This is a genomic window from Candidatus Pseudomonas auctus (assembly GCF_048654275.1).
Taxonomy (GTDB): domain Bacteria; phylum Pseudomonadota; class Gammaproteobacteria; order Pseudomonadales; family Pseudomonadaceae; genus Aquipseudomonas; species Aquipseudomonas pharyngis.
The window spans coordinates 1-12,431 of record NZ_JBJYZK010000013.1 but is presented as its reverse complement, the minus strand read 5'-3'; the positions used below and the strand labels follow the sequence as shown (position 1 = coordinate 12,431).

Here is a 12,431-nt window from a genome sequence, read left to right as displayed (position 1 = left end):
CACCTGAAACCGAATTTAAGGAACCACAGATAATGGCTATCGAGATCAAAGCCCCCACTTTCCCGGAATCGGTTGCCGATGGCACCGTTGCCACCTGGCACAAACAACCGGGCGACGCCGTCAAGCGTGACGAACTGATCGTCGACATCGAAACCGACAAAGTCGTACTGGAAGTGCTGGCTACCGCCGACGGCGTGCTGGGCGCAATCGTCAAGGGCGAGGGCGAAACCGTCCTGTCCGACGAGGTCCTGGGCTCCATCGTTGAAGGCGGCGCTGCTGTCGCCGCTCCGGCTGCCGCTGCTGCTCCGGCCGCTGCTGCCGCTGCACCTGCTGCCGCTGATGGCGAAGACGACCCGATCGCTGCTCCTGCCGCGCGCAAGCTGGCTGAAGAGAACGGCATCAACATCGCGTCCGTTGCCGGCACCGGCAAAGGCGGTCGCGTGACCAAGGAAGACGTGGTTGCAGCCGTTGCTGCCAAGAAAGCCGCTCCGGCTGCCGCGCCTGCCAAGGCTGCTGCTCCGGCTGCCGCCGCTCCTGTGTTCGCCGCTGGCGACCGCATCGAGAAGCGCGTTCCGATGACCCGCGTTCGTGCCACCGTTGCCAAGCGTCTGGTTGAAGCTCAATCGAACATGGCGATGCTGACCACTTTCAACGAAGTCGACATGACCGAAGTCATGGCCCTGCGTTCGAAGTACAAGGACCTGTTCGAGAAGTCCCACAACGGCGTACGCCTGGGCTTCATGTCGTTCTTCGTCAAGGCTGCCACCGAAGCGCTGAAACGCTTCCCGGCGGTCAACGCTTCGATCGACGGCAACGACATCGTTTACCACGGTTATGCCGACATCGGTGTCGCTGTTTCCAGCGACCGTGGCCTGGTAGTTCCGGTTCTGCGTAACGCCGAGCACATGAGCCTGGCTGAAATCGAAGGCGGCATCGCCACCTTCGGCAAGAAAGCCCGTGACGGCAAACTGTCGATGGACGAAATGACCGGCGGCACCTTCACCATCACCAACGGTGGTACCTTCGGTTCGATGATGTCGACCCCGATCGTCAACCCGCCGCAGGCAGCGATTCTGGGCATGCACAACATCATCCAGCGTCCGATGGCCATCAACGGTCAGGTCGTGATCCGTCCGATGATGTACCTGGCACTGTCCTACGATCACCGTCTGATCGATGGCAAAGAAGCTGTAACCTTCCTGGTGACCATCAAGAACCTGCTGGAAGATCCGGCTCGTCTGTTGCTGGATATCTGATAGAAGCAGTCACGCGCTGCAAGCTTCAAGCTGCGGGAAAACGCAGCCTGGCTTGCAGCGCGCGGCTTGAAGCTTTTCGCTAAAGAGGATTTTTTGAATGTCGCAGAAATTTGACGTAGTAGTGATCGGTGCGGGCCCTGGCGGCTACGTGGCAGCTATCAAGGCCGCGCAACTCGGCCTGAGCACTGCCTGCATCGAGAAGTACACCGATGCTGAAGGCAAGCAAGCCCTGGGCGGCACCTGCCTGAACGTAGGCTGCATTCCTTCCAAGGCGCTGCTGGACAGCTCCTGGAAATACAAGGAAGCGAAAGAAAGCTTCAACGTCCACGGTATCTCGACCGGCGAAGTCAAAATGGACGTCGCTGCGATGGTTGGCCGCAAGGCTGGCATCGTCAAGAACCTGACCGGTGGTGTTGCCACTCTGTTCAAGGCCAACGGCGTTACTTCGATCCAGGGCCACGGCAAACTGCTGGCCGGCAAGAAAGTCGAAGTCACCAAGCCGGACGGCTCGGTTGAAGTCATCGAAGCCGAAAACGTCATTCTGGCTCCGGGCTCGCGTCCGATCGACATTCCACCGGCTCCGGTCGATCAGAAAGTCATCGTCGATTCGACCGGCGCTCTGGAATTCCAATCCGTACCTAAGCGTCTGGGCGTGATCGGCGCTGGCGTGATCGGTCTGGAACTGGGTTCGGTCTGGTCGCGTCTGGGTGCAGAAGTGACTGTCCTGGAAGCACTGGACACCTTCCTGATGGCAGCGGACACCGCTGTTTCCAAGGAAGCGCTGAAAACCCTGACCAAACAGGGTCTGGACATCAAACTGGGCGCTCGCGTAACCGGCTCGAAAGTGAACGGCGACGAAGTCGTTGTGAACTACACCGACGCCAACGGCGAACAGACCATCACTTTCGACAAGCTGATCGTAGCCGTTGGTCGCCGTCCTGTGACCACTGATCTGCTGGCTGCCGACAGCGGCGTGACCCTGGACGAGCGCGGTTTCGTGCACGTTGACGATCACTGTGCCACCACCGTACCGGGCGTTTACGCCATCGGTGACGTGGTTCGCGGCATGATGCTGGCTCACAAGGCCTCGGAAGAGGGCATCATGGTTGTCGAGCGCATCAAGGGCCACAAGGCCCAGATGAACTATGACCTGATCCCTTCGGTTATTTATACTCACCCGGAAATCGCATGGGTCGGTAAAACCGAGCAGGCCTTGAAAGCTGAAGGCGTTGAAGTTAACGTCGGCACCTTCCCGTTCGCAGCATCCGGCCGTGCCATGGCCGCCAACGATACCGGTGGTTTCGTCAAGGTCATTGCCGATGCCAAGACCGACCGCGTATTGGGCGTGCACGTGATTGGCCCGAGCGCCGCAGAACTGGTTCAGCAGGGCGCGATCGGTATGGAATTCGGCACCAGCGCTGAAGACCTGGGCATGATGGTTTTCTCCCATCCGACCCTGTCTGAAGCCTTGCACGAAGCAGCTTTGGCAGTGAATGGCGGCGCCATCCACATTGCCAACCGCAAGAAGCGTTAAGACACACAATAAGAAACCACGGCGGTACGGCCCGTCGTGAGCCTTGCGTGCAAGACTCACCGCGGAATGTCCGCTGGACGCAGCCTTGCGTAGCTGCACCGGGTATCCGGAAAGGCTACGCAAGCAGCAGTCACAGGTGGCGCGGCACTCATAAAGAGCGCAGCGCCGAATGCGCAGTACCTAACGAAGACGGTAAAAAGCATGAATCTTCACGAGTATCAGGGTAAGCAGCTGTTCGCTGAATACGGCCTGCCAGTTTCCACTGGTTTCGCAGTAGACACCCCGGAAGCAGCAGCAGAAGCTTGCGACAAAATCGGCGGCAACGAGTGGGTTGTCAAAGCCCAGGTTCACGCCGGTGGTCGCGGTAAAGCGGGCGGCGTCAAGCTGGTTCGCAGCAGAGAAGACGCCAAAGCCTTCGCACAGCAGTGGCTGGGCAAGCGTCTGGTGACTTACCAGACTGACGCCAACGGCCAGCCAGTCACCAAGATCCTGGTTGAATCGTGCACTGATATCGCTAAAGAGCTGTACCTGGGCGCTGTCGTTGACCGTTCGAGCCGTCGCATCGTGTTCATGGCTTCCACCGAAGGTGGCGTGGACATCGAGAAAATCGCTCACGACACTCCAGAAAAAATTCTGAAAGCCACCATCGATCCACTGGTCGGCGCTCAGCCATTCCAGGGTCGCGAGCTGGCATTCCAGCTGGGTCTGGAAGGCAAGCAGGTTGCTCAGTTCGCCAAGATCTTCGTAGGTCTGGCCAAGCTGTTCAAGGATCACGACCTGGCTCTGCTGGAAGTGAACCCGCTGGTGATCAAGGCTGACGGCGATCTGCACTGCCTGGATGCCAAGATCAACATCGACGCCAACGCAATGTACCGCCAGCCCAAGCTGAAAACTTTCCACGATCCGTCGCAGGACGATCCGCGCGAAGCGCACGCTGCCAAGTTCGAACTGAACTACGTAGCGCTGGAAGGCAACATCGGCTGCATGGTGAACGGTGCCGGCCTGGCCATGGGTACCATGGACATCGTCAACCTGCACGGCGGCAAGCCAGCCAACTTCCTCGACGTAGGTGGTGGTGCTACCAAAGAACGCGTAACCGAAGCTTTCAAAATCATTCTGTCCGACAGCAACGTCGCTGCAGTACTGGTTAACATCTTCGGCGGCATCGTTCGTTGCGACATGATTGCCGAAGGCATCATCGGTGCAGTGAAAGAAGTCGGCGTGAAAATCCCGGTTGTTGTTCGTCTTGAAGGCAACAACGCTGAACTGGGCGCTAAAGTACTGGCAGAAAGCGGTTTGAACATCATCGCTGCTACCAGCCTGACCGACGCTGCTCAACAAGTCGTTAAAGCTGCGGAGGGCAAGTAATGAGCGTCCTGATCAATAAAGACACCAAAGTAATCTGCCAGGGCTTCACCGGCGCGCAGGGTACTTTCCACTCCGAACAAGCCATTGCCTACGGCACCAAAATGGTTGGCGGCGTGACCCCAGGCAAAGGTGGCACCACTCACCTGAACCTGCCTGTGTTCAACACCGTGAAAGAAGCTGTAGAAGCTACTGGCGCCACCGCCAGCGTAATCTACGTTCCGGCTCCTTTCTGCAAGGACTCGATCCTGGAAGCAGCTTTCGGCGGCATCAAGCTGATCGTCTGCATCACCGAAGGCATTCCTACCCTGGACATGCTGGACGCGAAAGTTAAGTGCGACGAGCTGGGTGTTACCCTGATCGGCCCTAACTGCCCAGGCGTGATCACCCCAGGCGAATGCAAGATCGGCATCATGCCAGGTCACATTCACTTGCCAGGCAAGGTCGGTATCGTTTCCCGTTCCGGCACCCTGACCTACGAAGCTGTTAAGCAGACCACTGACGCCGGTTTCGGTCAGTCGACTTGCGTCGGCATCGGTGGTGACCCGATCCCGGGTTCGAACTTCATCGACATCCTGAAGCTGTTCCAGGAAGACCCGAAGACCGAAGCGATCGTCATGATCGGCGAGATCGGCGGTTCGGCTGAAGAAGAAGCGGCTGCCTACATCAAGGCTAACGTGACCAAGCCGGTTGTTTCCTACATCGCTGGTGTGACTGCTCCTCCGGGCAAGCGCATGGGCCATGCTGGTGCAATCATCTCCGGCGGCAAAGGCACTGCAGACGAGAAATTCGCTGCTCTGCAAGACGCAGGCGTGAAAACCGTGCGTTCGCTGGCAGACATCGGCAAGGCCCTGGCCGAGCTGACTGGCTGGGAAGTGAAGAAGTAAGCTTCGGCTGACTTCTCTGCTCCAGCAACAAAGGCCACCTTCGGGTGGCCTTTGTCGTTTCTGGCGTTCGGGTGGACGATGGCAATTTATAAGCACTCACCCAATAACATGCAAAAACGCGACACAGAAGCGTCGCGTATCGGATAGTTCGCCCTCTAACAGTGCGTTTGTCGGGCAAATTCGTTAGGCTAGCCGCCATTTTGCGTCTGCCGCCCACAAGGCATGCAACGCGCTAAACGGGTCAGTCTCATACGGATTGACAGCATTTCCCTAACCCCACAGGGAAATCCCCCTCTAAATTCCGATTCAGTAGTGTGGTATTTCCTTAATGAAAGTTTTGAAAGGTCAGGACATCCTGGCACTTGGCTTTATGACATTCGCCCTGTTCGTCGGGGCCGGCAACATCATCTTCCCGCCTATCGTCGGTTTGCAGTCCGGGCCTAACGTCTGGATCGCGGCGCTGGGCTTTCTGATCACGGCGGTCGGTCTGCCGGTGGTCACCGTGGTCGCACTGGCCAAGGTCGGTGGCGCAATGGACGCCCTGAGCAGCCCGATCGGCAAAATCGCTGGTGGCGTGCTGGCAGCGGCTTGCTACCTGGCCGTCGGCCCATTGTTCGCCACCCCGCGAACCGCGACCGTCTCCTTTGAAGTAGGTCTGGCGCCGCTGACCGGCGAGAGCCCGCTGGCACTGTTCCTCTACAGTTCGGTGTACTTCCTGCTGGTGTTCTTCATTTCGCTCTACCCTGGGCGTCTGCTGGACACCGTCGGTCGTTTCCTCGCGCCGCTGAAGATCATCGCCCTGGCCGTGCTCGGCATCGCCGCATTCGCGCTGCCAGCCGGTGACATCGGCGTGGCCACCCCGGAATACGTCGCGGCACCGTTCTCCCAGGGCTTCATCAATGGTTACCTGACCATGGATACCCTCGGCGCGCTGGTGTTCGGCATCGTTATCGTCAACGCGATCCGCTCCCGTGGCGTCGAGTCGCCGGTGCTGATCACCCGTTACGCGATCATCGCCGGGCTGATTGCCGGTGTCGGTCTGGCGCTGGTGTATGTCAGCCTGTTCCGTCTGGGCTCCGGCAGCCATGAAGTGGCGGCGGGCGCGACCAACGGTGCGGCGGTGCTGCACGCTTACGTGCAACACACCTTCGGTTCGCTGGGCAGCGGCTTCCTCGCCGTGCTGATCTCCCTGGCGTGCCTGGTGACGGCGGTTGGCCTGACCTGCGCCTGTGCCGAATACTTCAGCCGCGTACTGCCGCTGTCCTACAAGACTCTGGTGATTATCCTGGCGGCGTTCTCGCTGCTGGTGTCCAACCTGGGCCTGACCAAGTTGATCGCGTTCTCGATCCCGGTACTGACCGCGATCTACCCGCCGTGCATCGTGCTGGTGGCCCTGAGCTTCTGTGCGGCGTTCTGGCATGAACAGAGCCGCATCATGGGCCCGGTAATGTTGGTGTCGTTTGTGTTCGGTACCATCGATGCCTTGAAAGGCGCGGGTCTGGCTGACTGGATGCCATCGCAACTGGCCCACCTGCCGCTGAGCGAGCAAGGTCTGGCGTGGCTGGTGCCGTGCGTGATGACCCTGGTGGTTGCCGTAGTTTGCGACCGCCTGCTGGGCAAACGCGCCGAAGCGCTCGCCTAAGACTGCCGGGCCGCCACAAGCGGCTGCCGAGCGATTAAACAGAAATGCCCCGTATCAATCGATACGGGGCATTTTTTATGGGCCTCAGGCAGTGTCTTTTTCCCTCGACTAACGTCGAAGGGGAGCCGAAATCTTCATCACAGGGAATTGCATGTCGTTCATCCAAGCCAACCTGATCCACCTGCTGGCCGCGCTCTGGTTTGTCATCTGTTGGGGTGGCTACACCCGTTATGCCACCTGGAAGGCCCGTGATACCGCGTGCCTGGCCAGCGTGCTGCACCTGTACCGCGAAGACTGGATGCGCCGCATGCTGCTGCGCGACAACCGCATCGCCGATGCCAGCGTGATCGGCAACCTTGAGCGCAACGCCTCGTTCTTCGCCTCCAGCACGCTGATTATCCTGGCGGGCATTCTGACCGTGCTCGGCGCCTCCGAGCGCGCGGTGTCATTGCTGGCGGATATTCCGATGGTGCAACAGGCCTCGCAGGGCATGTCGGAGATCAAATTGCTGTGCCTGGCGCTGGTGTTCGTCTATGCCTTCTTCACCTTCAGCTGGTGCATGCGCCAGTACAACTTCGCCGCAATTCTGGTCGGCTCGGCCCCGATGATCGGTGAGCGGCAAGTCTCGGAGCAGGAGCGCAAGGCGTTCGCCTCGCGGGCGGCGCGGGTGATTTCGATGGCGGCCAACCAGTTCAACTTCGGTCTGCGTTCGTATTACTTCGGGATGAGCATGCTGGCGTGGTTCGTCAGCCCGTGGCTGTTCATGTTGATGAGCGCCGGCGTGGTGCTGGTGTTGTATCGCCGGGAGTTTCATTCCGACGTGCTCGATGTAATGGTCTATACCCCTACAGAGGCGCCATTGCCCGAAGCGAACAAAGAGGCCGCTTGATGAGTATTCCGTTCTGGTGTGTGTTTATCAGTGCATTGTTGATCTACGTGGCGCGTATGCCGGTCGGCAAGGCCATGAAAGAGCAGGGCGGTTACAACAACCACCTGCCGCGTCAGCAGCAGGCGCAACTCACCGGTTACGGCGCCCGGGCACTGGCGGCACATCAGAACAGCATCGAAGCGTTCATCCTGTTCGCCGTTGGCGTGCTGATGGCGCATACCACGCAGACGGCGGGATGGCTGATCGATACATTGGCGATCATCTTCGTGATCTCACGGATTTTCTATCTGTGGTTCTACCTGGCGGATATTCCCAAGCTGCGCAGTCTGGTCTGGCTGGTCGGCTTAGTGTGTTCATTGTTGCTGATGATTAGTCCGACTTTTAGAACTGTTTTGCTCTAAGACGGCATGGGCAAAAAATCACAGGCAAAAGAAAACCCGCACTTGGCGGGTTTTCTTTTTTGGCCATCAAGAGCGGCTTATTGCTTCTTGGCAGCTTCTTCTTGCGCTGCAGCGTTCGATTCGGCCTGAGCTTTGGCAGCTTCGGCGTTTTCTTTCGCTGCGTCGTTCACTTTATCCTGAGCTTTGTTCATGTCTTGCTGAGCTTGTTCAGCATGTTGGTTGGCATCTTGAGCTTTGTCCTCGGATTTTTTATCGCAGGCAGCGAGACCGAGGGAAGCGGTCAACATCAAGGCAATAGCTAAAGTCTTACGCATGGGGTGTTTCTCCTTATGGAAAATAACTACTGGCCTTAAGAGCTCAGGCCCACGGCTTAAGTTCCTCATTTCTTTCAGATATATAAGTTTGTGTTGCAATGGAACTTTTGCTGTTCTTTCCACTACTGGGAATAGCCACTAACAAGAGTAATTATCAAATGGCCGAAAACCCCGTTTTTGAGCGTGCGACACGGTTTCTCTCGGCCTTGCGCCACTGTCAGGTGCTGGGATTGAAGGTGCACAGCGCAAGTAGCGAAGGCCTGACGGTGGTGCTGCCGTACAGTGCGCAGATCGTTGGCAATCCGCTGACCGGCGTCATCCACGGCGGGGCAATCACGTCATTGATGGACACCGCGTGCGGCATGTCGACCCTGTGCGTCCTGCCGGAATTCGAAGTCTGCCCGACCCTCGATCTGCGCATCGACTACATGCACGCCGCCGAGCCGCGTAAAGACGTGTATGGCTTCGCCCAATGTTATCGAGTCACCACCGATGTGATCTTCGCTCGCGGCTTCGCCTATCAGGATGATCCCGAGCAACCGATTGCCCATGTCGTCGGCACCTTCATGCGCATGGGCAAGGGCCTTAAAGGCACCAAAGGCTTTGGTGGCGCGATCAAGGGAGAAACCCCATGAGCGACGATTTCAAGCAGCAACTGCAAGAGGCACACGAGAAGGGTGACTACGCGCCGTTGCTGAAGCTGATTCCCTACGCCGGACTCATCGGCGTCGAGTGCTCGCGAGTCGGTGATGACTTGCTGTTCAGGCTGCCAGCAAACAAGGACAACATTGGTAACCCTTTATTGCCAGCGATTCACGGCGGAGTGATTGCCGGGTTCATGGAGCTGTCCGCGGCCCTGCACCTGCTGATTTTCACCGGCGCGCCCGGTGTACCGAAAATTATCGATTTCTCCCTCGATTACCTGCGGGCCGGGCAGTTTCGCGATACCTGGGCCCGGTGTCAGGTCTGCCGCCAGGGCCGTCGGGTGGCCAACGTCGCGGTCACGGCCTGGCAAAGTACCGAGAGCCAACCGATCGCCACTGCCCGCGCGCATTTCAAAATCGATGAGCCCTTGAAATCCTGAAGCACGCCCCCAACTCACAGAACAACCCGCCGCCGACCGGTAAGGTCGCGGCCAATGCCATCTGATTGGAGTTTGATGACCATGAGTGTGGAAACTCAAAAGGAAACCCTGGGCTTCCAGACCGAGGTGAAGCAACTGCTGCACCTCATGATCCATTCGCTGTATTCCAACAAGGAAATCTTCCTTCGCGAATTGATCTCGAACGCCTCTGACGCTGTCGACAAATTGCGCTTCGAAGCCCTGGCCAAGCCTGAGTTGCTCGAAGATGGCGCTGAACTGAAAATCCGTGTGAGCTTCGACAAGGACGCCAAGACCGTCACCCTCGAAGACAACGGCATCGGCATGAACCGTGACGATGTGATCACCCACCTGGGTACCATCGCCAAATCCGGCACTGCCGATTTCATGAAAAACCTGTCCGGCGATCAGAAGAAGGATTCGCACCTGATCGGTCAGTTCGGTGTGGGTTTCTACTCGGCCTTCATCGTAGCTGACAAAGTTGACGTGTACAGCCGTCGCGCCGGCACTGCTGCCAGCGAAGGCGTGCACTGGTCGTCGAAAGGCGAGGGCGAATTCGAAGTCGCCACCATCAACAAGCCGGAGCGCGGCACTCGCATCGTCCTGCACCTGAAATCCGGTGAAGACGAGTTTGCCGATGGCTGGCGTCTGCGCAACATCATCAAGAAGTACTCCGACCACATCGCGCTGCCGATCGAGCTGCCGAAAGAAGTGGCCGCTGCCGAAGGCGAAGAGAAGCCTGAAGTTGAATGGGAAACCGTCAACCGCGCCAGCGCCCTGTGGACCCGTCCTCGCACCGAAGTGAAGGACGAGGAATACCAGGAGTTCTACAAACACATCGCTCACGACTTCGAAAACCCGCTGTCGTGGAGCCATAACAAGGTCGAAGGCAAGCTCGAGTACAGCTCGCTGCTGTACGTACCGGCCCGCGCACCGTTCGATCTGTACCAGCGTGAAGCGCCGAAAGGCCTGAAGCTGTACGTACAGCGCGTGTTCGTGATGGATCAGGCCGAGTCGTTCCTGCCGCTGTACCTGCGCTTCATCAAGGGCGTGGTCGACTCCAACGACCTGTCGCTGAACGTGTCGCGGGAAATCCTGCAGAAAGACCCGATCATCGATTCGATGAAGTCGGCGCTGACCAAGCGCGTGCTGGACATGCTGGAAAAACTGGCGAAGAACGAGCCTGAGCAATACAAGGGCTTCTGGAAGAACTTCGGTCAGGTCATGAAAGAAGGCCCGGCAGAAGATTTCGCCAACAAGGAAAAAATTGCCGGTCTGCTGCGCTTCGCATCGACCAATGGCACCGACGGCGAGCAGATCGTCGGTCTGGCCGAGTACCTGGCGCGCGCCAAGGAAGGTCAGGACAAGATCTACTACCTCACCGGCGAAACCTACGCGCAGGTCAAGAACAGCCCGCACCTGGAAGTCTTCCGCAAGAAAGGCATCGAAGTGCTGCTGCTGACCGACCGTATCGACGAGTGGCTGATGAGTTACCTCAGCGAATTCGACGGCAAGACGTTTGTCGACGTCGCGCGCGGTGACCTGGATCTGGGCAACCTGGACTCGGAAGAGGACAAGAAGGCCGCAGAAGAAGTCGCCAAGTCGAAAGAAGGTCTGGTCGAGCGCCTGAAAACCGCACTGGGCGATTCCGTTGCCGAAGTCCGGGTTTCCCATCGCCTGACCGATTCGCCGGCTATTCTGGCCATCGGCGAGCAGGATCTGGGTCTGCAAATGCGTCAGATCCTCGAGGCCAGTGGGCAGAAGGTGCCGGATTCGAAGCCGATCTTCGAATTCAACCCGAGCCACCCGCTGATCGAGAAGCTCGACAACGAGGCCAGCGAAGATCGCTTCAGCGACCTGTCGCACATCCTCTTCGACCAGGCCGCCCTGGCGGCGGGCGACAGCTTGAAAGACCCGGCCGCTTACGTGACCCGTCTGAACAAGCTGCTGGTCGAGCTGTCGGCCTGATCAAGCTGTAGAAAAACCCGCTTCGGCGGGTTTTTTCATTCTGGAATTCAACCAATCTGGAGTCAGAAATGAGCCAAGTCACTGTACGTTCCGTGGTCTATCAGATTGACGGCCAGCCTTATGAAGGTCGCCTGGCCTTCGACGCCGAGCACAAAGGCGCGCGTCCGGGGCTGCTGATGGCGCCGAACTGGATGGGTGTCAGCGCTGGCGCTGAAGATATCGCCAAATCGGTGGCGGCCAAGGGTTATGTGGTGCTGATCGCTGACGTGTATGGCCAGGCCGTGCGTCCGCAGAACGCTGATCAGGCTGGTGCGGCGATGATGCCGCTGAAGAATGATCGTGCGCTGCTGCGCAAGCGTATGCAGGCCGCATTCGAGCAATTGCAGAAGCAGGGCGAGGCGGTGGTCGATACCTCGAAACTGGCGGTGTTCGGCTTCTGCTTCGGCGGCTGCTGCGCGTTGGATCTGGCCCGCACCGGTGCCCCGGTGAAAGCGGCGGTGTCGTTCCACGGCACACTGGATTCGCCGAACCCGGCGGACGCGAAGAACATCAAGGGCTCGGTGCTGGTGCTGCACGGTGCTTCGGACCCGCTGGTGCCGAAAGAGCAGTTGCCGGCATTCGAGGACGAGATGAACGCTGCTGGCGTGGACTGGCAGTTGCTGAGCTACGGTGGCGCCGTGCACTCGTTCACCGATCCGCACGCCAATGTGCCGGGCAAGATGATGTACGACGCGAAGACCGCAGCGCGGGCGTTCAAGTCGATGCATGACTTGCTGGAAGAAGTGTTCAAGGGCTGAAGCCTGAAGAGCAAAAGCCCCTCATCGGAACGCCGCCCGCCTAACCCTCTCCCGAAGGGAGAGGGGATCGATTGGGGCATATTTCAGAGCTACGCCGACCTGAACTTGCATTGTTGAATCCATAATCGACTCGGTGTTTCAGGTCGATGTATAACGCAAGACACCTCGGTCGGCTCCCTCTCCCCCTGGGAGAGGGCTGGGGTGGGTAAAGACCGGGTACATCCTTTACGTTTGAGACCGGGGACATGGTTTACAGGTATCAATCATGGTCAGGAG

The 12,431-nt window shown here is 58.5% G+C and carries 12 protein-coding genes; 11 read left to right on the top strand and 1 reads right to left on the bottom strand.

Translation table 11 applies throughout. The features are described from left to right. The first annotated feature begins 32 nt into the window (after positions 1 to 32). The 7 genes from odhB to ACKUG4_RS21460 all read left to right on the top strand — a co-directional run bounded on the left by odhB (position 33) and on the right by ACKUG4_RS21460 (position 7,974). Entirely contained in the window at positions 33 to 1,256 is a 1,224-nt protein-coding gene (gene odhB / locus ACKUG4_RS21490) for a 2-oxoglutarate dehydrogenase complex dihydrolipoyllysine-residue succinyltransferase (RefSeq protein ID WP_445434793.1), read from the top strand. A 97-nt stretch (positions 1,257 to 1,353) separates the two neighbouring features. After that, a complete protein-coding gene (gene lpdA, locus ACKUG4_RS21485) occupies positions 1,354 to 2,790 on the top strand; it encodes a dihydrolipoyl dehydrogenase (RefSeq protein WP_011333117.1) in 1,437 nt (478 codons plus the stop codon). A gap of 201 nt (positions 2,791 to 2,991) precedes the next feature. After that, on the top strand, positions 2,992 to 4,158 hold the full coding sequence (gene sucC / locus ACKUG4_RS21480) for an ADP-forming succinate--CoA ligase subunit beta (RefSeq protein WP_064594483.1): 1,167 nt from the start codon (positions 2,992 to 2,994) through the stop codon (positions 4,156 to 4,158). After that, positions 4,158 to 5,042, top strand: coding sequence for a succinate--CoA ligase subunit alpha (gene sucD, locus ACKUG4_RS21475; protein WP_011333119.1), 885 nt, complete (start codon positions 4,158 to 4,160; stop codon positions 5,040 to 5,042). The genes sucC and sucD overlap by 1 nt, the downstream gene beginning before the upstream one ends. A 328-nt stretch (positions 5,043 to 5,370) precedes the next feature. Further along, entirely contained in the window at positions 5,371 to 6,684 is a 1,314-nt protein-coding gene (gene brnQ / locus ACKUG4_RS21470) for a branched-chain amino acid transport system II carrier protein (RefSeq protein ID WP_445434792.1), read from the top strand. A gap of 151 nt (positions 6,685 to 6,835) precedes the next feature. Further along, positions 6,836 to 7,573: a DUF599 domain-containing protein gene (locus ACKUG4_RS21465; RefSeq protein WP_085608854.1), complete on the top strand. Its 738-nt coding sequence runs from the start codon at positions 6,836 to 6,838 to the stop codon at positions 7,571 to 7,573. Then, on the top strand, positions 7,573 to 7,974 hold the full coding sequence (locus ACKUG4_RS21460) for an MAPEG family protein (protein WP_064594489.1): 402 nt from the start codon (positions 7,573 to 7,575) through the stop codon (positions 7,972 to 7,974). The genes ACKUG4_RS21465 and ACKUG4_RS21460 overlap by 1 nt, the downstream gene beginning before the upstream one ends. A gap of 77 nt (positions 7,975 to 8,051) precedes the next feature. Here the strand turns inward: ACKUG4_RS21460 and ACKUG4_RS21455 are convergent, their stop codons facing one another. Further along, entirely contained in the window at positions 8,052 to 8,288 is a 237-nt protein-coding gene (locus tag ACKUG4_RS21455; protein ID WP_007959016.1) for a hypothetical protein, read from the bottom strand. A 158-nt stretch (positions 8,289 to 8,446) separates the two neighbouring features. On the opposite strand from ACKUG4_RS21455, the gene ACKUG4_RS21450 reads away from it, so the two are divergent. The 4 genes from ACKUG4_RS21450 to ACKUG4_RS21435 all read left to right on the top strand — a co-directional run bounded on the left by ACKUG4_RS21450 (position 8,447) and on the right by ACKUG4_RS21435 (position 12,155). After that, on the top strand, positions 8,447 to 8,923 hold the full coding sequence (locus ACKUG4_RS21450; RefSeq protein ID WP_085648492.1) for a PaaI family thioesterase: 477 nt from the start codon (positions 8,447 to 8,449) through the stop codon (positions 8,921 to 8,923). Further along, positions 8,920 to 9,372, top strand: a complete 453-nt coding sequence (locus tag ACKUG4_RS21445; protein WP_236189687.1) for a PaaI family thioesterase — start codon at positions 8,920 to 8,922, stop codon at positions 9,370 to 9,372. The genes ACKUG4_RS21450 and ACKUG4_RS21445 overlap by 4 nt, the downstream gene beginning before the upstream one ends. Positions 9,373 to 9,453: 81 nt before the next feature. After that, positions 9,454 to 11,358 (top strand): molecular chaperone HtpG, encoded by a 1,905-nt coding sequence (htpG, locus tag ACKUG4_RS21440; RefSeq protein ID WP_445434791.1) that lies wholly within the window; start codon positions 9,454 to 9,456, stop codon positions 11,356 to 11,358. A 68-nt stretch (positions 11,359 to 11,426) separates the two neighbouring features. Then, a complete protein-coding gene (locus ACKUG4_RS21435; RefSeq protein WP_443522880.1) occupies positions 11,427 to 12,155 on the top strand; it encodes a dienelactone hydrolase family protein in 729 nt (242 codons plus the stop codon). Positions 12,156 to 12,431 lie beyond the last annotated feature (276 nt).